At 72.1% G+C, this 22,841-nt stretch carries 11 protein-coding genes; 9 read left to right on the top strand and 2 right to left on the bottom strand.

Translation table 11 applies throughout. From position 1 onward, the window contains the following. Window positions 1-13 precede the first annotated feature (13 nt). Window positions 14-220 (bottom strand): hypothetical protein, encoded by a 207-nt coding sequence (locus ACIGXP_RS36700; protein ID WP_399775870.1) that lies wholly within the window; start codon window positions 218-220, stop codon window positions 14-16. A 137-nt stretch (window positions 221-357) separates the two neighbouring features. On the opposite strand from ACIGXP_RS36700, the gene ACIGXP_RS36695 reads away from it, so the two are divergent. The 9 genes from ACIGXP_RS36695 to ACIGXP_RS36655 are packed head-to-tail and all read left to right on the top strand — an operon-like array spanning window position 358 to window position 21,612. Then, on the top strand, window positions 358-1,377 hold the full coding sequence (locus tag ACIGXP_RS36695; protein ID WP_399775868.1) for a 3-oxoacyl-ACP synthase: 1,020 nt from the start codon (window positions 358-360) through the stop codon (window positions 1,375-1,377). Beyond that, entirely contained in the window at window positions 1,374-1,643 is a 270-nt protein-coding gene (locus tag ACIGXP_RS36690) for a phosphopantetheine-binding protein (protein ID WP_363219597.1), read from the top strand. Before ACIGXP_RS36695 ends, ACIGXP_RS36690 begins: the two co-directional genes overlap by 4 nt. Continuing rightward, window positions 1,627-2,865, top strand: coding sequence for an acyl-CoA dehydrogenase family protein (locus ACIGXP_RS36685; protein WP_399775865.1), 1,239 nt, complete (start codon window positions 1,627-1,629; stop codon window positions 2,863-2,865). The genes ACIGXP_RS36690 and ACIGXP_RS36685 overlap by 17 nt, the downstream gene beginning before the upstream one ends. Beyond that, entirely contained in the window at window positions 2,862-3,911 is a 1,050-nt protein-coding gene (locus ACIGXP_RS36680; protein ID WP_399775863.1) for an HAD-IIIC family phosphatase, read from the top strand. Before ACIGXP_RS36685 ends, ACIGXP_RS36680 begins: the two co-directional genes overlap by 4 nt. Before the next feature lie 23 nt (window positions 3,912-3,934). Beyond that, window positions 3,935-5,830, top strand: a complete 1,896-nt coding sequence (locus tag ACIGXP_RS36675; RefSeq protein WP_399775861.1) for an amino acid adenylation domain-containing protein — start codon at window positions 3,935-3,937, stop codon at window positions 5,828-5,830. Between the two features lie 22 nt (window positions 5,831-5,852). After that, window positions 5,853-11,201: a condensation domain-containing protein gene (locus tag ACIGXP_RS36670; RefSeq protein ID WP_399775859.1), complete on the top strand. Its 5,349-nt coding sequence runs from the start codon at window positions 5,853-5,855 to the stop codon at window positions 11,199-11,201. A 31-nt stretch (window positions 11,202-11,232) separates the two neighbouring features. Beyond that, window positions 11,233-12,180 (top strand): 3-hydroxyacyl-CoA dehydrogenase family protein, encoded by a 948-nt coding sequence (locus ACIGXP_RS36665; protein WP_399775857.1) that lies wholly within the window; start codon window positions 11,233-11,235, stop codon window positions 12,178-12,180. Continuing rightward, window positions 12,173-16,930, top strand: coding sequence for an amino acid adenylation domain-containing protein (locus ACIGXP_RS36660; RefSeq protein ID WP_399775855.1), 4,758 nt, complete (start codon window positions 12,173-12,175; stop codon window positions 16,928-16,930). The genes ACIGXP_RS36665 and ACIGXP_RS36660 overlap by 8 nt, the downstream gene beginning before the upstream one ends. Further along, window positions 16,927-21,612 (top strand): amino acid adenylation domain-containing protein, encoded by a 4,686-nt coding sequence (locus tag ACIGXP_RS36655; protein ID WP_399775853.1) that lies wholly within the window; start codon window positions 16,927-16,929, stop codon window positions 21,610-21,612. Before ACIGXP_RS36660 ends, ACIGXP_RS36655 begins: the two co-directional genes overlap by 4 nt. A 137-nt stretch (window positions 21,613-21,749) precedes the next feature. Here ACIGXP_RS36655 and ACIGXP_RS36650 read toward each other — a convergent pair whose 3' ends face one another. Further along, window positions 21,750-22,832: a hypothetical protein gene (locus tag ACIGXP_RS36650; RefSeq protein ID WP_399775851.1), complete on the bottom strand. Its 1,083-nt coding sequence runs from the start codon at window positions 22,830-22,832 to the stop codon at window positions 21,750-21,752. Window positions 22,833-22,841 lie beyond the last annotated feature (9 nt).

Genomic DNA, 22,841 nt, shown 5'->3' with positions numbered 1-22,841 from the left:
GCGGCGGGCGCATTCATAGCCCGCGCGGGACGCGCAGGCCGACAACGAGGGAGAGGCGGACGGCGCCGGGAAGCCGCTCGCGGAACATCGACCGCGGGCGGCCGAGCACCGGGCGGGCCAGGCGCCGGACCCGCACCGACGCCACGACCCGCCCCTCCGTGCACCGGAACATCTGTGCCCCCCGTCCGTGGAAGCCCTGCGCCAGCGCCGACAACGGCACAGGACGGATTCTTGACACCCCCTGATCAGGTGCTGTCAGCGGTTCGTCAGTTCGGCGTCAGTTGCCCTCGGGAGAATGCGGGACGTTTGGGCTGACAGCCCGGACGTCCTGCCTTGGACGAGAGGGGACGAGAGGGAATGACCGTGTCCCAGCAGGCCCTCCGGAGTGGCGCGGCACCCGTCGCCATCCGCAGTGCCGCCTGGTATCTGCCCGAGCACACTCTGCCGGTCACCGATGTGCGGACGCTCGACGAGACCGAGCGCGCCACGCGCGACGGTCTGGGCATCGACACGGTCCGGGCCGACGACCGGCTGAGCTCCGTCACTCTCGCGGAACGCGCCGCGCGCCGGGCGCTCGAACAGGCGGGGCTTGACGCCCGGGACCTGGGCGCCCTGGTGATGGTGGAGTCGCGGGTCCAGGAGACGTTCCTCAGCTCCGAGGTGACCAGGCTCCAGCACCGGCTCGGCGCCGACCACGCCACCACTTTCTCGGTGGGCGGGCTCGGCTGTGTCTCGATCACCCCGGCCCTGCTGACGGCCCGCGGACTGCTGGCCGCAGACCCTGCCCTGGACCATGTCCTGGTCGTGCACGGCAGCAAGCCGGCCGCCGCCCTGCGCTACCGCCACCCCGTCACGGTGAACGGCGACGGCGGGCAGGCACTGCTGCTCTCCCGCAGCGGGACGATACGGATACTCGACATCGCGCAGCTGACCAACGGGCGCTACTGGGACCTCTTCCACATCGACTACCGGGACCGCCCCACCGCTCAGTGGCGTGAACAGTGCACGGAGCCCAGCACCTACTCCTTCCGCCTGGCCATGGAGACGCGCAGCCGGCTCTCCGCGATGTTGGGCGACCTGCTGCGGCGCAACGGAATCGGCCGGGGGGACGTCGCCGGCTTCGTCAGCCAGAATCTGTCCGCCGGGAGCTTCACCTTCCTCGAGGACTGCCTGGACATCGAACTGCTGCCGGCGTGCCGGGAGAACCTCAGGCAGTACGGACACCTCGGTCCCAATGACGTCTTCCTCAATCTCCGCACCGCAATCGATCGCAAGGAGCTGGCCCCCGGCGACCTTGCGGTTCTGATCAACGTGAGCCCGGTGGCCGCCTGGAGTCTGCTGCTGGTCGAGACAGGTTCACCTAAGGACACGGCATGAACGACATCACCTCGCAGATCACCGGCTTTCTGAGCGCGGCTCTTCGTCGGCCGGTGGAGCCGGACGACGACTACTTCGCACAGGGCCTCGCCGACTCACTGTTCGCGCTGGAGCTGGTGACCTTCGTCGAGAGCCGCTTCGCCCTCACCGTCGAGGTCGAGGACCTGGATCTGGACAGCTTCAGGACCGCCAACCGCATCGCGGAGTTCGTCCGGCGCAAGACCGGAGCGCCCGAGTTGGGAGAGGCACATGTCGAGGGTTCCTGAAAGCGGCCCCGCCACTGCGACGACGGACCCGCCGCCCGTGGAGCCCGTGGACCTGTCCCGGGTCGCGGCCGATGTGGCGGCCAACGCACATGACCGCGCCTCGCGTTGGGACCAGGACGGCGGACTGCCCGATTCGGTGCGCAAGGAGGTCGCCGCGTCGGGACTGCTCGCCGCGGACCTGCCCGAGCAGTACGGGGGTGCCGGCCTCCATCCGCTCGCGCTCGGGGAGATCACCGCACGGATCGGTGCGGAGTGCAGCGCCCTGCGCGGGCTGCTGACCGTACAGGGCATGGTCGCGGCGGCGCTGCTGCGCTGGGGCACCGAGGCACAGCGGGCCGACTGGCTGCCCAGGCTGGCCGGCGGCGAGCTGACCGCCGGCTTCGCGGCGACCGAGCAGGGCGCCGGCAGCGCGCTGGCGGCGGTGGAAACCCGTATCGAGGCGTCGGGCAGGTCGGACCACCAGGAACTGGTGGTGAGCGGCCACAAGAGGTGGGTCACCTTCGGTGCGGTCGCCGACGTGTTCCTGGTTCTCGGCATGTACGAGGGCAAGCCGGCCGCCGTGCTCGTGGACGCGGACCGCGCCGGTGTCGAGCGGGAGCCGGTGAACGGGCAGCTCGGCATGCGGGGCGCCCGGATCGCCCACCTGTCCTTCGACGGCGTGCGGGTTCCCCGGCGTCAGCTCGTCGCCCCTCCCGGACTGGGGCTCTCCCATGTCGTCGGCACCGCGCTCGACCACGGCCGGTTCACGGTCGCCTGGGGATGCGTGGGCATGGCGGAGGCGTGCGTCGAGGACGCCGCCACCCACGCCGCGGTCCGTCGGCAGGGTGGCATCCCCCTGGGGGACCACCAGTTGGTCCGGTCACTGCTGGCCAGGGCGGCGGTGGACGCCGCCGGGGCCCGGCAACTCGCCCGCAGGGCCGCGGAGGCACGGGCCTGGGGCCCGGGTCACGGGGTGTCGGAGACCCTCATGGCCAAGTACGCGGCGGCTTCCGCGGCGGCGGCGGGCAGCCACGCGGCCGTACAGGTGCTCGGCTCGGCCGGCTGCACGCCCGACAGCAGGGCGGGCCGTCACTTCCGGGACGCCAAGGTCATGGAGATCATCGAAGGAGCACAGGAAGTGTCCGAACTACACATAGCCGAGCGGCTGTTGCGGCGCTTCGGTGCTGCGGCGCGCGGCACGGACCGCCCCGCCGGACCCCGACTTCCCGGAGAGTCGCCGTGACGGCGGCAGCGGGCGCACCCACCGTCAAGTGCCTGGTGTGGGACTTGGACGACACCCTGTGGGACGGGGTGGTGCTGGAGGGCGACGATCCCGCCCCCTTCCCCTCGGCGCTGGAGACGCTGGTGGAGCTGGACCGTCGCGGCATCCTGCATGCCGCCGCCAGCCGTGGCGAACACAGCGTGACTCGACGTCACCTGACGGAACGCCGACTGGCCGACTGGTTCTGCGCGACAGAGGTGGGCTGGGGTGCCAAGTCCGCTGCGGTGCGCCGGATCGCGAAGGCCCTCAACATCGGTCTGGACACCATCGCGTTCGTCGACAACGACCCGGTGGAGCGGGCCGAGGTCGCGAGCGAACTGCCCATGGTCCGCTGCTACCCGGCGGCGGAGATCGGACAGCTGCCGGAATACCGGGAGTTCCGGCCCGAGCAGATCACCGCGGAGGCCACCGGGCGACGCCGGCTCTACCAGGCCGAGTGGCAACGCCGTAAGGCCGAAGAGGAGTTCACCGAAGGACGCCACGCGTTCCTCGACTCGCTCGACCTGGTCATGGAGCTGCGCCCGGCCACCGAGGAAGACCTCGCCCGGGCCAGCGAGCTGACGGTGCGCACCCACCAGCTCAACAGCACCGGACTGACGTACGGCATCGACGAACTGCGCCGGTTGAGCTCCTCACCGGACCATCAGGTGCTGCTGGCCACGCTCCGCGACCGCTTCGGTGACTACGGAATCATCGGGCTGGCCGTCACCGAGCTCGTCGGGCCGGACTCGGTCCTGCGGCTGATGCTGATGTCCTGCCGAGTCGCCTCGCGCGGTGCGGGGAGCGTGCTGCTGCACCATCTGACCCAGCAGGCCCTGGCGGCCGGCCGGCGCCCCGTCGCGCACTTCCTCCCGACCGAGGCCAACCGGAACATGCTGGTCATGATGCGCTTCGCCGGCTACGAGGCGACGGTCACCGACGAGGACCGCCTCGTGCTCACCGTGGACCCGGAGCGCCCGCTGCCCCAGGCGCCCGGTCACACGCGGGTGATCGCCGGTGCGGCATGAACGGCGGAGGAAGCGAGGCTGCGATGACCCGTCGTCCCGGCGGTACAGATGAGTTCGCCCCCGCAAACGCCCCGGCGGAGGTACGGCCGGTGTGGGCCGCCTTCCGGAGCCAGGTGGTCAGGACGCCCGAGGCGACCGCGCTCATCATCGGCGGGGTCTCGCTGACGTACCGCGAGCTCGACCATGCCTCGGCCGGTCTTGCACGGCTGCTGTGGCAGCACGGGCTGCGGCCGGGGCGGGTCGTCTGCGTCCGGACGCAGCAGAGCGCCCTGTCCGTGGTCGCCATGCTCGCCGCACTGCGCACCGGTGCCACCTGGGCGGTCCTGGAACCGGACCTTCCCGTCGGGAGGTTCGAGGCGCTGTGCCGGGACGTCGACTGCGCGGTGGTGCTGAGCGAGGGCGGCGACGCCGTGCCGGCCTCCGTGCTCTCGGCGATGCCCGCCCCGCCGACGGTCGTGGACGCGGCGGACCTCCCTCTGACGCGGCTCGTCGAGGCGGGCCAGGAGCGGCTTGCCGACGCGTACCCACCGGTCCCTGAGCAGAGCATCGCCTACGTCGCCTACACCTCGGGATCCACCGGTGTGCCCAAGGGCGTGATGGTCAGCCGGGGCCAGCTCGCGGTGTCCATCAGCTGCCGGGGCCCGGTGTACGGCACCGAGCGCTCCGTCTTGCTGATCGCGTTGCGGCTGTCCTTCGACGGGATCCTCGGCGGGATGTTCTGGTCGCTCACCGGCGGTCACACGCTGGTGCTCCCCGACCCCCGACAGCTCGTGCAGGTGGCGGAGTTCACCCGGCTCGCCAGGAAACACCGTGTCACACACCTGTTCAACATCCCCTCCTACTACCGGGCGGTGCTCCAGGATCCCGGCGGCCTGCCCGACACACTGCGGCTGGTGGTCGTGGGGGGTGAGGCGTGCACCCCCCAGCTGGTGGGCGCGCACCACGAGCGACTGCCACGGGCCCGGATCGTCAACGAGTACGGGCCCACCGAGACGACCATCGCCTGCACGGTGGAGACCGATCCGGACCCGACCCGCGACCGTGTCCCCATCGGGCGGCCGTGGTCCGGAGCGCAGACCCTGGTACTGGACGAGCGGCTGCGTGAAGTCCCGGCCGGGAAGCGGGGCGAGCTCTACGTCGGCGGCTCCCTCGTGGCACTCGGCTACGCGAACCAGCCGGCCCGTACGGCCGAGCGATTCGTCGCGGACCCGTACGGGCGGCCGGGCGGGCGCCTCTACCGCACCGGGGACATCGCCAGCGTCGACGAGCGGGGCGCGCTGCACTACCACGGCAGAACGGACGACCAGGCCAAGATCCGCGGTACGCGGATCGAACTCGGCGAGATCGAAAGCGTGCTGGAACGCCATGCGGGCGTGGAGCAGGCCGTGGTGCTCTGCGAACGTGCCGGGCAGGACGAGCCGCAGGTGATCGCCTTCGTACTGCCGACACCCGGCAGCGGGCCGCCGGACGCCTCGGAGCTGCGCGAACACTGTCGAGGCCGGCTGGTGGAGCAGGCCATGCCGACCCTGTTCGTACCGGTCGACCACATGCCGCTCGACCGCAGCACCAAGGCGGACCGGGCCACGCTCCGCACGCTCATCCCGGCAGACCGGCAGGCATCCGCGGGCACCACGGGCGGGGACTGGAGCGGGCACCGGCTCGCCGTCGGCCGGATCTGGGCGGAGGTCCTCGGGCACTCCCGCTCGGGCCCGGACGACAACTTCTTCGCCGTCGGCGGGAGTTCGATCAAGGTCATCGACCTGCACGACAGGCTGGACAAGCGATGGCCCGGGGCGCTGCGGGTGGGCGAGCTGTTCGACCACATCACCATCGCCGCCCAGGCGCAGCTCATCGCCGACCGCCTGGGCGAGCGCGCGCAAGGCGACTCACACGCCCCGCCCGCCACATACGAGCTCTGACACGCGTGAACGGAGAGGTGATATGAGCGCTACCGGCGTGACACGCGGCAGACCGGCCGTCGCGGTGATCGGCATCGCCACGAGATTCCCGCAGGCGGATTCCCTCGCCGCCTTCCGGGCGAACCTGCGGGCGGGCAGGGACTCGGTGCGCGCGATCCCTCCGGAACGGATCTGGAGCACAGGGCTCGATCCCCGGCACGACTATCCGGAGCAGGGCTACCTGGAGCGGATCGACCTCTTCGACCACGAGCGCTTCGGGATGTCCCGGCGCGAGGCGGAGGTGACCGACCCGCAGCACCGGCTGGCACTCCAGCTCACCCAGGAGGCGCTGGAGAACGCCGGATACGCCCCGGCCGGGCTCCGGGACAGCCGGACAGCCGTGATCTTCAGCTCGCCGAACAACGGCTACGCACCTCTGGTGCGCGAGCAGGGCACGCTCAGCCTGAACGGAAACATCCCCTGCGCCCTGCCCGCCAGGATCTCGCACGTCTTCGGGTTCACCGGCCCCTGCTACGGCGTGGACACCGGTTGCAACGGCTCGCTCGTCGCCGTCCACCAGGCATGCCGTGAACTCGGCGACGGCGACGCGGACCGCGCCGTCGTGGGCGGGGTGAGCCTGCGCCCCATCGTGCCGCCGGCGGCCACAGTGGCCGACTTCCCCGGCATCAGCTCGCCCACCGCCCGGTCCCGCGCGTTCGATCGTGCCGCGGACGGCGCGGGCTTCGGCGAGGGCGGCGCGGTGATGGTCCTCACCACGCTGGAACGGGCGTTGGCAGAGGGGGCGTTCATCCACGCCGTGATCCGCGGCAGCGCCGTGGTGCACAACGGCCGTCACTCCGCGACCGTCAGCACACCGAGCGCCCGCTCGCAGGCCCAGGTCATCACCCAGGCGTGGCGCAATGCCTCGCTGGACCTGGCCACCGCCGGATACATCGAGACACATGGTTCGGGCACCCGGCTCGGCGACGCGGTCGAGGCGGAGGGCCTGGCCCTGGCCCGTCCCGACGGGGATCGTACGGTGAAGGTGGGCTCGGTCAAGACCAACATCGGGCACCTTGACCACGCCGCGGGAATCGCCGGGCTGGTCAAGGCGGTACTCAGCGTGCACCACGGCGAGCTGTATCCCTCGCTGCACTTCGAGGAGCCCGCCGACGAGGTCGACCTCGAAGGCGCCCGCCTGGAGGTCGTCACCTCGCTGGAGCAGTGGGACGACGAGCCACGCCGGGCGGGGGTGAGCTCGTTCAGCCTCGGCGGCGTCAACGCGCACTGCGTGGTGGAGCAGCCTCCGGTGACCGCCACGGCAGGCCCCGCCGTCCGTACCCCGCAGCTGGTCGCGGTGTCCGCCCGCAGCCGGGCGGACCTGCTCTCCCAGTGCGAGCGGCTCTCGCTCGAACTGCGCCACAGCGCCCACCGGCTGGCCGACGTCGCGCGCACGCTGAACGAGGGCAGGGACCACGACGCCTGCCGTGTGTCCGTGGTCGCCCGGGACACCTCCGAGCTCGCGGCGCGCCTGGCCGCCGAGGTCACCTGGCGTCGGCACGAGTCGCCCGAGCCGCCCGGGACGGCTGCCACCGACGCCGTGGCCGCACCTCGGGTGGTCTTCCTGCTCTCCGCGGACGCCGCACCCGACGAGCCACGCGATCAGCTGCCGGGCACGTTGCCGGACGAGTTGCCCGTACCGGCCGACTGTGCGGCGATGATCGGCGGACAGCTCGCGACGTACCAGCGGCTGGTCCAGGCCGGCATCTCGCCGGACGGGCTGATGAGTTCGGGGATCTCCCGCTACACCGCCCGGTACCTGCGGGGCGATCTCAGCGCCGAGGACACCGCCGCTCTGCGGCGAGCACACAGCGGGCAGGACCCCGCGGTGGCGGGAAATCCGCTGCGGGTGGAGCAGCTGCACGCGGCGGCGGACGAGCAGCTCGCCGACGGTCCCGTGGTGTTCGTGGAGCTGGCGTCGCGCGGCGAGATCGGCGATCGGCTGACGGCCCACCTCCACGACCGCGCGGACGCCCGCGTGTTCCGTCTGCGGCCCGGTGCCGCCGACGCCGATGCCGCGGTCCTGGAGCTGCTGGGCAGGTTGTACGAGGAGGGCGTCGGCCTGGACTGGTCGACGCTGCGGGCCGACCCGTCGGCGGTCCTGGTTCCACTGCCGGGACATCCGTTCACCGGCGTTCGCTGCTGGGCCAGGCCGCTGGGCGAGGCGCTGTCCTTCGACGAAGCGCTCCATCGGCCCGCTGCTCCGGCTCCGACAACGTCTCCGGTTCCGGCCCCATTACCGGCTCCGGCTCCGGCTACGGCAGCCGAGGAGCCGGTCCGCGCACCCGGCGGGCAACGGACCGCAGAAGCCGGGACCATACTGGCCTGGCTGCGGGAGACCCTCGTCGAGCTGCTGCACGCGGACGAGGTCCCGGCCGACGCGGACTACTTCTCCATCGGCGGCAACTCCGTCATCGCTCTCCAGCTCCTCGCCCTGGTACGAGAGCAGCACGGGGTATCGCTCAAGATGGCGGACATCTACGACCACCCCGTCGTCAGCGCGCTCGCGGACGCCATTCACGACAGGGCGCCGCACGCTCCCGCGCCGGAATCGCCCAGTGCCGCGGCCGCGCCGACGGCCCCGGTCGTCCCCGAGGTATGCGACGCCGAGTTGCCGCCGATCGTCCCGGGCGGGGAGCCGGTGCTGTCGTACGGGCAGGAGCGCATGTGGTTCCACCACCAGCTCGACCCGACGACCACGCTCTACAACCTCCCCGGCGCCTCCCGGTACCGCGGCCCCCTGGACGTCGAGACGTTCAGGCTCGCCTGGGAGGACCTGGCGCGGCGCCACGAGGTGCTGCGGTCCAATCTCGTCGAGGCCGACGGCAGACCCGGGCTGAAGATCCGGCCGGAACTCGGCGACTTCTTCACGTACCTGGATGTCTCGGGCGAGGACGCCCCGGAGACCGCGGCGGGTGCGGTCATCACCTCCGCCATGCGCTGGGTCTTCGACATCGCCGACGAACCGCTCCTACGGCTCACCGTCGTGCGGATCGGCGAGGACGACCACATCGTCTGCTGGTGCATGCACCACGCGGTGAACGACGGCTGGGCTCCGCAGATCCAGAAGCAGGAGCTGCTGGAGTTCTACACGGCCCGCCTGGAGAACCGTGCCCCCGAGCTCGAACCGCTGCCGGTGCAGTACGCGGACTACGCACGTTGGCAGCGCCAGCTGGTGGCCGACTCCCGCCTCGACGGTGAACTGAGCTACTGGCGCGAACGGCTGAGCGACCCGCCCGCGCTGGAGCTGCCCACCGACCGGCCGCGCCCCGGCCGGATGGACTTCGCGGGTGCGACCCACGGGTTCAGCATCCCGGGCGCACTGGTGCGGCGGCTGCGCGAGGTGGGCGCCCAGGAGACGGCCACCTTGTTCATGGTGCTGCTCACTGCGCTCACAGTGCTGCTCGCACGCTGGTCGGGTCAGCGGGACATCGTCGTCGGCACCTCGACCATCGGTCGTAGCCGGCCGGAACTGTGGGGCCTGCTCGGCTTCTTCAACAACACCATCGCGCTGCGCTCGGATCTTTCGGGTGACCCGAGCTTCCGCGAGCTGCTGCGCCAGGTGCGCGGGGTGGTGCTCGGCGCCCTCGACCACCAGGAGATCCCGTTCGACCAGGTCGTGCGGGAGGTCGCGGGCGACCGGGATCCCAGCCGTCATCCGCTCTTCGACGTGATGTACGTGCACCAGACGCTGCCACCGGCCGCCGCCTTCGGCGAGATCGTCACCGGACCGGCTCACGACCCGGAGATCATCCCGCATTTCCCCGGGCTACCCCCCGGCACCGCCAAGTTCGACCTCTCGATGGTCGTCGGCGAGCTGGCGGACCAGGACGAGATCGTGGTCATGATGGAGTACGCGACACAGCTCTTCGACGCCGACACGATCTCCGCCATGTCCGAGGCGTACGTGAAGCTGCTGCACGCCGTCGCGGACGACGAGGACAGGTGCTACAGCGACCTCCCCGGCGGTCCTCCCCCGGCGACCGGACCGGCCGCGGACCGACCGGACACCCCGCCTGCCCCGGTGGTCCCGGTCGCCGCCCCTGTCGTCAGCTGCCTCGAACTGCGCGGCGAGGTGCGGCTCCCCGCGCTGCGCACGGCGCTGGAGGAACTGGCGGAGCGGCACGAGGTGTTGCATGCCGGGACCGTCGAAGCCGTGGGGCACGGCTCGTTGCTCGGCGACGGCTTCTTCACCACCGCGGACGTCTCCGGCGAGAGCGAGCCCCTGTGCACAGCCAGGGAGATCGCGCAGGCCGAGGCCGCACTCGTACTCGATCCGGCATCGGGTCGCCGGCTCCACGCGCTCCTCGCGACGACGGGCCCGGACCGGCACGTCCTGCTGGTGACCACCCACCAGCAGGCCTACGACGGTGGCCGGCCGGAGGTGTGCTTCCGGGACCTGCTCGCTCTGTACGACGCCCGCCTGGACGGACGCCGGGCCGAGCTGCCCGGGCCTCCCACGCTGTCCGGCGGGCACACCGAGCCCTGGACAGGCCCCCGGACGGAGGACCAACTCGCCTACTGGAGACGGACACTGGCGGGGCTGGCCGACGGGGCGCTGCCGCTGGACCGGGCCCGGCCTGCCCACGGCACCCTCGTCACCGCCACCGTTGGGTCCCGGATTCCGGACGACCTCGCCCACGCGGTGGGCCGTTCGGGGACCAGGGAGAGCGTGCTGGCGGCTCTCACCGCTTTGCTCGCCCGGCACACGGAAGCGGACGAGGCGCTCATCGGGCTGACCGGCACGGCGCTTCCCCTCTCGGCGGCCCGCACTCGGGTGGGTTCCTTCGCGCGGAGTCTGCCGCTGCGTCTGGACCTGGCCGACGACCCGTCCTTCGAGGAGCTCACCGGCCGGGTGCGGCGCGCCATCAACGGCGCGGAACAGCACGGGGATGTGCCGCTCGCCGACATCGTGCGCGCGGCCCGACTGCCTCACGAGCCCGGCAGGGCACCACTGTTCGATGTGGCGTACTCCTACCAGGCGCTGCCGGCGAGGCTCGGCTCGGCGGCCGGGGTGGAGGCGGCCCCCGTGCGGTGGCCCGGCACGGACGCGGGACGGCTCACGCTGCCGCCCGGCCGCAGCGAGCTGGACCTCTCCTGGTCCGTCGTCGAAGGGCCGGGGCTCAACGAGCTGTCCGTCTCGTTGGACTACCGCACCGAGCTGTTCGACCGGTCGAGTGCCCGGGCTCTCCTCGAAGGACTTCTCGTGATGCTGCGTGCGGCCACCCGCGCCCCGGGTGCACCACTGTCCAGCCTGTGGCCCATCCGCACGACGACCGGCGCAAGCACACCTGCTGAGCCGGCCACGGCACGGCCCGCACACACCGACTGACGCGGCTCGGCCGACGAAGGAGACCTGCACAGTGGGCGATCAGACAGACATTCAACAGACCGCGCAGACCGTTCCGGCCGGGTCACTGGTGGGCATCGTCGGCGCGGGCACGATGGGGGTCGGTGTGGCGCAGTGCTTCGCCGAAGCCGGCCACCCCGTGGTCGTCGTCGACAACGATCCCGGGGCCCTGGCCTCGGGGCCGGCTCGGCTCCGCGCCGGGATCAGAGCGGCCGCGCTGCTGCGCCGTGGGTCCCGGCAGGCGCGGGCGGGCGTGCACGCTTCCCGTGTCGAGTCCCTCGTGACCTGGTCCGCCGAGCTCGCCGACATGGCGGTCGCTCTCCTGGTGGTGGAGTGCGCCCGGGAGGACGAGGACATCAAGGAGGGGATCCTGAGCGAGCTGGACCGGATCTGCGGGGCCGAGGCGATCTTCGCGTCCAACACCTCGTGCATCCCGGTCGGTCGCCTCGGATCCTTCACCACCCGCCCCGACCGGGTCATCGGCACCCACTTCATGAACCCGGCGCCGCTCAAGGACGCCGTGGAGGTGATCTGCGCGCCGGAGACCAGCGGTCTCACCGTGGAGCGCACGAAGGCGTTCCTCGCCCGCATCGGAAAGCACGCCCTCGTCGTGCGTGACGCCCCCGGCTTCGTCACGAACCGGGTGCTGATGCTGACGCTCAACGAGGCGGCCGCCGTGCTGGGCGAGGGAACCGCCGACGCCGAGACCGTGGACCGCATTTTCCAGGACTGCTTCGGTCACCCCATGGGGCCGTTGCGCACGGCCGACCTCATCGGTCTCGACACCATCGCCGACTCGCTGGAGGTGCTGCGCCGGCATACCGGCGAGGACCGCTTCCGGCCCTGCTCCCTGCTGGCCCGTCTCGTCGCCGAGGGCAACGTGGGACGCAAGTCGGGCAGAGGCTTCTACCAGTACGCGCCACAGCACATCGTCGCGCGGGGAGGAACCGACCATGGCTGACCACCGCGGTGCGCCCACGGGCATGTCCGCCGCCGGACAGGACGCCTGGCCTGCCGTACGACACTCCGGTTCGGGGCCCACCGCCCCCAGCAGCCTCATCGCCCAGCTCGTGGAGATCCACGGCGACCTGGACCTCACCGCGCTGGGCAAGGCGGTCGCCCAGGTCGTGGCCGAGACCACAGCACCGCGGATGCGCTTCGCCGGCGAGGGACCGGACGGACCGCCGGCCCCGGAGATCACGGACGGCCTGCCGCTGCCCGTGGTGGACCTGAGCACGGAGGCGGACCCGCGGGGCGCGGCCGATGCGTGGACACGCGCGGCGCTCCAGCGGGCAGCGGAGCTCACGCGAGGCGGCGCGGAGACCGGGCTGCCCTGGTCCACCCAGGCGTTGCTGCGGCTCGGCCCGGACCTCCACCACTGGTTCCACCAACACCACCGCGCCGTTGTCGACCGCTTCGGCTGTGCGCTGCTCACCCGTCGGGTCTCCGAGGTGTACACGGCGCTCGCCGAGGGCCGCTCGGCCGCTGACGGCGCCCTGGCCACCCGGGCCCAGCCGGCTTCGGCAGCGGCCGGGTACGCCGGTTCTGACGCGCAGAAAGCCGACCGTGCCCACTGGCGCCGGCGGCTCGCCGACCTCCCCGAGCCGGTGACCTTCGCGTCCGCTCCCGCCCAGGATGCCGGCTGGTTGCGGGCGCCGGTGAACTCCCGGCCGATGACGCTCGGCACCACCGACACCGAACGCGTACGTGCCATCGCCCGCTGCGGCGGTGTGCCGGCACGGGCGGTGCTGTGCGCCGCCGTGGCGGCCTACACCCACCGGCTGAGCGGCGCCACGGACGTGGTGATCGGCATGCCGATGGACGGCCGGCCGAGCCGGGTGAGCAGGCGTGTCCCGGACGCGAGCGAGTACATCGTGCCGCTCCGGCTGACGGTACGGTCCACCGCCACCTTCGCCGAGCTCGTCCAGGACGTCGCCCGGGAGTCGCGCGAGGCGGTCAGGCACCAGCGGCTGGGCCACCGGGAGTTGTGTCGCGAGGCCGGGGCGCCGGACGATCGGCCCCGGCTGTTCGGGCCGATCGCCGACATCCGCACCCCCGGGACCCATGTGCGGTTCGGTGACCTGTCCGTGGTGGTCCGCGACCTGGTGCCCGACCCGGTCCACGACATCCGCGTCGTCCTCGACGACGACCCCGTGGACCGGCGGCTGCGGGTCGTCCTCAGCGGTGCGGCAGATCGCTATTCCGCCGCCGAGCTCGACGCGCACGCCAGGCGTTTCGGGCGTCTGCTGTCCCGGGCCGTGGCCGGTCCGGGGTACCCGCTGGGCAGCTTCGGTCTGCCGGCGGCGGACGAGTGGGCGGCCGTTCCCTCCTGGACGAGCGGCACCGCCTCCGGGACAGCCCGCCGAACTCTCACCGCCTCCGAAGCATCCCGCCGAACGCTCACCGACCTGCTGGAGAGCGCCGCCCGGAGCCACTCCGACGCGGTCGCCGTCATCGGCGCCGACGACAAACTCACTTACGCGGAACTCCACGAGCGTGCCAACCGGCTGGCCCGGCTCCTGCTCGACCGGGGTGCCGGGCCGGAGTCGGTCGTCGGGCTGCTGCTGCCCCGGTGCGCCGGGACACTCGTGGCGATGCTCGCGGTGCTCAAGACCGGCGCCGCGTACCTGCCGCTCGACCCCGGTTACCCGGCCGAGCGGCTCCGCTTCATGGTCGAGGACGCGGAACCCGTCTGTGTGCTGACCGACACCGCCACCGACTCGTCCGTCGCGGATGTGGTGAGCCGGTCGACCACGACCGTCCGGCTCGACTGCCCCGCGATCGCCGGGGAGTTGGAGCACTTGTCACCCACGGCCCCGTCCGACGCCGACCGCCCCGAGCCGCTGCTGCCCTCGCATCCCGCGTACGTCATCTACACCTCGGGCTCCACCGGTACGCCCAAGGGGGTCGTGGTGCCCCACCGCGGTGTGGTCGCACTGGTGGACTGGGCGGCTGCCGAGTTCGGCGCCAAGTCGTTGGCACACGTGCTGGCGGCGAGCTCCTTCAGCTTCGACGTGTCGGTGGCCGAGATCTTCCCGGCGCTGGCGGGCGGCGGCAGCGTCGAGCTGGTCGGCAATCTCCTGTCGCTGCTCGACGGCGACCCTCCGCGCTGGTCGGGCGGTCTGCTGTGCGCCATCCCTTCGGTGTTCTCCAAGCTGATCGAGACCGGCGGTCTCGAGGTGTCGGCCACGACGCTCTCGATGACCGGTGAGGCACTCCCCGCAACCCTCGCCGCGCGGATCCGGGAGATCATGCCCGGCACCCGGGTGCTGAACGTGTACGGGCCCACCGAAGCCACCGTCCATGCCACCGCAGCCACCGTCCATGCCACCGCCTCGGCGGCCGACGGCCCGGTACCGGAGGGCGCACCGCCCATCGGACGGCCGCTGAGCCACGTACGCGCCTACGTGCTCGACAGCGCACTCCGCCGGGTGGCAGCCGACGGTCAGGGCGAGTTGTACCTGGCGGGAGACGGCCTTGCCCGGGGATATCTGCGCCGGCCCGGGCTGACCGCGGAGCGTTTCGTCGCCGACCCCTTCGGCCCGCCCGGCGAGCGGATGTACCGGACCGGTGATCTGGCCCGCCTGCGCCCCGACGGGCAGCTCGACTTCCTCGGCCGCGCGGACGCCCAGGTCAAGATCAACGGCTTCCGTATCGAACTCGGCGAGGTGGAGGCGGTGATCGCCCGGCACCCCGCAGTCACCGAGGTCATGGCCTGTGTCCGGAAGGGGGCGAGCGGTGACGCCCGGCTCGTGGCCTACCTGGTGCCCGCGGAGGGAGCCCGCATCCCCAGCCGCCACGCGCTGCGGGACTGGGCGGCCGAGCGGCTGCCGGCACATCTGGTCCCGGCCGAACTGAAAGCCGCCTCGGTGCTGCCGCGTACGGGCAGTGGCAAGCTCGACCGCGAGAAGCGCCCGACGGGCGTACGGCCTCTGGAGGCCGACCCGCCGGCCGCCGACGGAGCGCGTGAGGACCCCGTGGCCCGGGAGGAGCACGTGGCCCGGGTGTTTGGCGAGGTGCTCGGGCTCTCCGAAGTACCGAAGGACGCCGGCTTCTTCGACCTCGGCGGGGACAGCATCATGTCGATCCAGCTGCTGAGCCGACTGCGCCGGGTGGGTCTCGTCCTCACACCGCAGGACGTCTTCGAGCACAAGACGGTCGCAGCGCTGGCCCGGGTCGCGCGCGGGGCGAACCGTACGAAGAGCCCGCAGGCCGTGGACCGTACGAAGGCGCAGGACGCCTGGCGTGCGGCCCTGCACGGGGTGAGCACCACCACCGAAGGGGCGCCCGGGGAGGGTTCCGAGGAACCGCCGGCCCCAAGGACCATGATCTTCGAGGTCGACGTGGAGACCTCTGCCGCGGCGGCCGACGTGGCGCGCAGGCATGGCGTCACGACCGACACCTTGCTCCAGGCGGTGTGGGCCATCCTGATGGGGCAGGAGACCGGCAGCACCGACATAGTGTTCGGCTCGGTCTTCTCCGGCCGCCCGGCGGAGCTCGCCGCAGCGGAGACCAGGGCCGGGTCCTTCACCAACATGGTGCCCACCCGGGTGCGGCTGGACCCGGCGGAATCGTTCGGGGCGCTGCTGGGCCGGCTGCAACAGGAGCAGGCCGCGCTGCTGCCGGACCAGCACATCGGTCTCGGCGAGCTCCGTCAGATCACCGGCGTGGGCGGCTCCTTCGACACCGTAGTGGCGTTCGAGAACCACCCGCTGGACCGCGAGTGCGTCGTCGCGCTCGCGGAACGCTTCACCACAGTGTTGACCGAAGCGGCCGCCGAGCCCGCCAGAAGCGTCGGTTCCTTCCTCTCGCCCGAGACGGGCGGCGACACCGCGAGCAACACGTCGCAAGGCATCCAGGAGACGTCCGAGAGCGGCTTCGGAGTCCTGTTGCCGCTGCGGGAGTCGGGCGACAAGGCGCCCCTGTTCTGCGTGCACCCGGCGGCGGGCTTCTCCTGGTGCTACGCGGGACTCACCTCGCCGCTCGGCGCCGACCGGCCGGTGTACGGGCTGCAGGCCCGGGGCCTGGACGGCACCGAAGCTCTGCCGGCGTCCCTGCGGGAGATGGCGGCGGACTACCTGGACCAGGTGAGGTCCGTCCAGCCCACGGGCCCGTACCACCTCCTCGGCTGGTCCTTCGGAGGGGTGGTCGCCCACGAGATGGCGGTGCTGCTGGAGGAGAGCGGCGAGTCGGTGGAGACGCTGGCGATGCTGGACGCCTACCCCATGGACGCGGACGTCGCCGACGCCGCTGCCTCGGCCGAGGCAGCGCCGGGTTCGGTCGCCGGCCGGGACGTCCTCGCGATGCTCCTGGAGCATTTCGGCTACGACCCCTCCCTGTGGGCGGGTGAGTCGCTGACGTATCCGCGGCTCGTGGAGATCGCCCGTGCGCAGGAGGGGTCGCTGGCCTCGTTCGACGAGCAGCGGATCGCCGCGCTGGCCCGGACCTTCACCAACAACGCGCGGGTCGCCGTCCTGCACAAGCCTCGCCCGTTCGGCGGGGACGCCGTCATGTTCACCGCGCGGGACCACTCGCCCGAGACCGCGCTCGGCCTGTGGCGTCCGCTGATCAAGGGGGCGCTCGAGGTCCTGCCGGTCGACTGCACACACATGGAGATGGGACACCCCGCCGCGCTCCGCGACGTCGGCCGCGTCCTCGTCGAACAGTGGGCCGCCACGGCACCACAGAAGGGGTCGGTGAACACTCCGTGAGGAACGAGCCAGAGCATGTGCACCCGGCGGATCACCCGTCGATGCCGCTCACCACGATGCAGCACGGGATCTGGTGGGCGCAGCAGCTGGCGCCTCCGGTCCGGTACCAGCTGGCGAGTGTGTTCGAGATCGCCGGAGATCTCGATCCGGAGCTGTACGAGGCGGCTTTCCGGTTCGCCGTGACGGAGACCGAGCCGTTCAGGTCCCGGTTCGCCGTCACGGCCTCCGGGGAGCCGAGGCAATGGGCCGGCCCCCTGCCCGCCTGGCACATACCGGTCGTCGACGTCCAGCGGGAACCCGCACCGATGGCCGCCGCGCTGGACTGGATGCGGGCCGACATCCCCCGCCCCCTCGACCTGGAGAACGGTCCGGTGTTCAGGACCGCGTTCCTGCGTCTCTCCAAGGACCGGGTCTGCTGGTATCTGCTCGTCCACCACCTGGTGGTGGACGGCTTCGGCCTGGCACTGTTCGCCCGACGGCTCGGCGAGATCTACGCCGCATTGGAGCGCGGCGAGTTCCCGCAGCCCGGCCACCAGGTGCCGTTGGACACCCTGCTCAAGGCCGAGCGGGCCTACCGCTCCACGCCCGGTTTCGAGGCCGACCGTGAGTTCTGGACGGCGAAGATGGCCGGTTGGCCGGGAGCCGTCCGGCCGGGTATGTCCCGGCCCGCCGCACCCGACCGGGACATACCCGGCCGGACGGGCGGGGCACCGGTGCGCGGTGCGTCCCGGATGCCCGAGGACCGGCTGGCCGCCCTCCGCGCACGCGCACGCGAGCTCGACGTCCCCTGGACGGTGCTGGCGACCACCTCCGCCGTCCTGCTGGACCATGCCCGTACCGGCGGGGGCGAGGAGACCGTCGTGGGGTTCCCGGTCGCCGGCCGCACCCCCAAGACGGCGGGTGCCGTGACCGGCGCGGCGTCGAACGTGCTCCTGCTGCGGGTACCGGTAGACCTGCGCCGGTCGGCCGCCGAACTGATCCGGACCGTCGGCGAGGCGACCACCCTCGCCGTCGACCACCAGCGCTATCGGTACGAGGACCTCCGCCGCGACCTCGGCTTCACCGGGTCCGCGCACGCGCCGTACCAGCTGACCGCGAACATCGTTCCGTTCAGCTTCGGCCGCAGTTTCGCCGGGCGGCCGATGACCCTGCGGCAGCTCAACACCGGCGCGGTGGAGGACCTCTCCCTCGTGATCAGGCCGGCACGCGGCCGGGTCGGCCTGATGGTGGAAGCGCACGCCGAGGCCGGACGGTACGAGCCCGAGGAGGTCGCCGCCGAGGCCGACCGCTGCGTACGCCTGCTCGACCAGCTGATCGACGACCCCCGGCGCCCTGTCGGAGAGCTGGATCTGCTGGCACCGGAAGAGCGCAGGCTGCTCGTACCGCGCATCGCCACCCCCGCACCCCCCTCGCCGCGTACACTCCCCGAGTTGTTCGAACACTGGGCTGCGCATACTCCGCACGCCCCGGCGGTCGGCCACGGCGACCAGCAGCTCACCTATGCGGAGCTCAACGCGCGCGCCAATCGGCTGGCCAGGACGCTGATCCAGCGCGGCGCAGGACCCGAACGCACCGTCGCCGTCCTGCTCCCGCGCTCCGAGGATCTGGTCACCGCGATCCTGGCGGTGTCCAAGACCGGCGCGGCCTACCTCCCGCTCGACACGGAATGGCCGCCGGAGCACACGGAGCGGATCCTCGCCGACGCCCAGCCGGTATGCGTTCTGTCCGGGACGGACCCGACGGGAGCTGCCGCGGCCGCGTCGGCGATGAGCGACGCCGACCTGACCGACGCGGACCGCACGGAGCCGCTGACGCCCGACCATGCCGCATACGTCATCTACACCTCCGGATCCACCGGCCGCCCCAAGGGCGTGGTGGTCCCGCACCGCGGTCCGGTGGCGCTGCTGCAGGAGGGAGCCGCCGAGTTCGGCTTCGGCCCCGACGACACCTGGGCGATGTTCCATTCCTGTGCCTTCGACTTCTCCGTGTGGGAGATGTGGGGCGCCCTCGCGCACGGTGGCCGACTGGTGGTCGTCCCCCGCGAGGTGCGCCGCTCCCCCCGCGCCTTTCTCGACCTGCTGGTGCGGGAGCGTGTGACGGTGCTCAATCAGACGCCCTCCGCCTTCCGGTCGCTGGAGCAGGCCGACGCCGAAGATCCGGAGCAGGGGCGGGACTTGGCCCTGCGCTGGGTCATCTTCAGCGGTGAGGCGCTCTCCCCTGCCGTCGTGCGTTCCTGGTACGAGCGGCACCAGGGCTCCGCGCCCGCCCTGGTCAACATGTACGGCATCACCGAGACCGCGGTCCTCTCGACCCGGCTCGACCTGGACCGCGACCATGGCACGGCGCGGGCCGTCCCGATCGGCAAGGCCCTCGCCGGTACCCGGCTGTATGTGCTGGACGACCGGCTGCGCCCGGTGCCCCCCGGGGTGGCCGGTGAACTGTATGTCGCGGGTTCCGGTGTGGCCAGGGGCTATCTGCGCCGTTCGGCATTGACGGCGCAGCGTTTCGTCGCCGACCCCTTCGGCCCCGACGGGTCCCGGCTGTACCGCTCGGGCGACCTCGTACGCGCCCGGCGTGACGGCTCACTGGAGTACCTCGGCAGGACGGACAACCAGGTCAAGATCCGTGGCTTCCGGATCGAACCGGCCGAGACCGAGGCGGCGCTGCTGGCCGCCCCCGGCGTGGCGGGCGGCGCCGTGCTGGCGAGCTCCGGCGTTCCGCGGGATCCGGCCCGCACGAAGGCGGCCGGCGAACAGGGAGCCGACGCGGCCGCACAGTTGGTGGCCTACGTGGTCCTCACCCGTGAGACGGCGGCGGACCACCCCGAGCCGGCTCTTGCCCGGCTGCGGGAATGGCTGCGCGAGCGGCTTCCGGCGCATCTGGTGCCGTCCCTGTTCGTCCCGCTCGACAGGCTGCCGGTCACCCCCAACGGGAAGCTGGACCGGGCGGCGCTCCCTTCCCCCCGCGCCCGCGCGCACACGCCGTCACGAGCCCCGGGCACGCCACTGGAGGCCGAACTGGCCGGGCTGTACGCCGATCTGCTCGCCGTGGAGCAGGTGGGTGCCGACGACGACTTCTTCGACCTCGGGGGTGACAGCCTGCTCGCGACACGGCTGGTCACCATGGTGCGCCGAGCCGGTCTCGGCGCCCGGGAGGAGCTGGATGTCAGGGATGTCTTCGCCCACCCGACCGTCGCGGGGCTCGCCGCTCATCTGGGCGACACGACGCATCCGGGCGTCACCTCCGTGGCACCGGGGCCCCGGCCCGTCCTCCCGCTCCCGCTGGCCGAGGACCGCGGCCCCGAGCCGGTCCCGCTCTCCTTCGGCCAACGGCGCTTCTGGTTCCTGCACAGGCTCGCCGGCCCCGACAGCACCTACAACGTTCCCCTGGTGCTGCGCTGGGAGGGCGAGCTGGACCAGGAGGCGCTCCGTGCCGCCCTGGGCGACCTCACGGCCCGGCACGAAACCCTGCGCACCCTCATCGAGCAGCGGGACGGCCAGGCGGTCCAGCACATCCTGCCGGTCACGGCCGCGCGCCCGGCACTCACCGTCGAACCCGTCGCCCCGGACCGGCTGCCGGATGCGTTGAACGCCGCGGCCGGCCGCCCCTTCCGCCTGGAGAGCGAACTGCCCATGCGGGCAGTCCTTTTCACCACCGAGGCCTCGCACACGCAGACGTTGCTCCTGCTGATCCACCACATCGCCTGCGACCGGGCCTCGCTGCGGCGGCTGCTGGACGACCTCGGCACCGCGTACCGGGCCCGCGTCAGCGGTGACGCCCCGGGCTGGCCGTCGTTGCCCATCCAGTACGCCGACTTCACCCTGTGGCAGCGTGAACTGCTCGGCACCGACGACGAGCCCAGCGCCCTGCGGTCCGGTCAGCTCGCCTACTGGAACAAGACCTTGGCCGGTCTGCCGGAACGCGTCCCGCTACCCACCGACCGTACGGAGCAGGCGCCGTCCGGGCGCCCGGTGCACAGCGCCGGCGACACGGTGGCTTTCACCGTCCCCGCAGACGTACACGGGCAGCTCCTGGAGGTGGCCGCGGCCGAGCAGGCCAGCCTCTTCCTGGTGGCGCACGCCGCACTGGCCGCGCTGCTCACCCGCCTCGGCGCGGGTACGGACATCCCGATCGGCACGGCGGTGTCCGACCGCGCGGACGCGGAGCTCGATGGTCTCGTCGGCTTCTTCGTGAACACGCTCGTACTGCGTACCGACACCTCCGGAGAGCCGACCTTCCGCGAGCTGCTCGGCCGGGTCACGCGGGCCGACCTCGCGGCCTTCGCCCACCAGGACGTGCCCTTCGACCTGGTCGTGGAGGCGCAGGCGCCACGGCGGGCGGCGAGCGGGCACGCCGTGTTCGGCCGGGCGTTGTTCCAGGTGATGCTGGTGCTCACACCGTCCCTTCCCGACAGGCTGGAGCTGCCGGGCGTGTCCGCCACGGTGGACCTGGTCGGCAGGGGTTCCGCCGGGTTCGACCTGACTTTCGGCCTGTTCGAGCGGCGGGACGCCGACGGCACCTGCCACGGCCTCGACGGTGTCGTCGAATACCGGACCGAACTGTTCGACCGGTCCACCGTCGAGGCCCTCTGCACCCGCTTCACACGACTGCTGCATACGGTCGCCGCCACCCCGGACCTCCCGGTCCACGACATCGACCTGTCAGGGCCGAAGGAACACTGACGGCTGCTCGCGTGCCCGGCTGCCCCGTGAAGGCCACGCCTTCGCCCGTTGCCCGAGTGGCAGATGCCGCCGTGCCGGAGCCGTCCGGACGGATGTGCGGGGCAGCGCCACGGGTCGCCGGGGACGGGGCGGCGTCCTCAGTTGCGCAGCATCACCACGAGCAGCACCACCAGGGCGATCAGCAGCGCGCCGCCCACCGACGCCAGGGTGATCTTCACCGCGCTGTACGGCCGCTCGCCGATGACCTCGCCGGTACGGGCGTTGACCATCACCGGCCACGCCTTGCCGGCGTGGACGTAGGTCAGGAACCAGACGGGCAGCAGCACCAGCTTGTAGGTGAGGCTGCTGTAGAAGGTGGACATCGAGTGCACCCGCTGCTCGTCGCCGCCGATGTCCCGCTTGCAGTCGGCACGGATCACCGGCGCCATCCGCGCCTTCGCCGACTCCAGGCCGGCCTCCGGCTCGACGTCGTACCGGACGGTACGGAAGCCCGCCAGGTACTCCTCCTGGTAGGGAACCGTCTCCTCCAGCGGCCAGGGGGCCAGCTTGTCCAGTTCCTCCACCGGCACCTGGCCGCTGCCGGGCACCAGCACGTCGTCGAAGAACCGGCCGACCGTCCCGGACGTGCGGTGCCAGCGGGTGTGCCGCACCTGCCGGGTGCGGCCCTCGGAGTCCTCCTCCTCCACCCAGTAGTGCTCGCCGCGTTCGCCGGTGTACTGGGTGGTGGTCTGCGCGTCGTACGTCCAGTGCGGCAGGTAGCTGCCCTGGAAGGTCTCCGCCTCGGTGACCCTCTTCAGCTCGTTGGGCGCGAACCAGCGGGACCTGGTCCACTCCGCCAGCGCGTCACGGGCCTGCTCGCGGCCCACCCCGAAGGGCAGTACCGCCTCGGGGACCACGCGCTCGGTGCCGGAGGCGTCCGCGACCAGCGGGGTGGCACAGAACTGGCACTTGTCGCTGAGCGTGTCGCTCTCGGTCACCGCACGGCAGCCGGGGCACGTGTACACCTTCACCCGGCCCGGCACGGATGCCCGGCGGGGCAGCGCGGCCAGCTCCTCGATCGGATGCTCGGCCACCTGCCGCGGTATCGGCGTGATGTCCTGCTCGTGCTTGCAGTACGTGCAGCGCAGCGCGTACGTCCCCGGCGCGTACTCGCTGACGCCGCCGCACGCCTCGCACTGGAACGCCCGGTCGGGCGCCGACGCGACGTCCTGATCCGTCAACTCACTTCT

Source organism: Streptomyces sp. NPDC053069 (assembly GCF_044546895.1).
In the GTDB taxonomy this organism is placed as follows: domain Bacteria; phylum Actinomycetota; class Actinomycetes; order Streptomycetales; family Streptomycetaceae; genus Streptomyces.
Note: the sequence above shows the minus strand (reverse complement) of the source record. Positions and strands in the feature narration are given on the sequence as shown.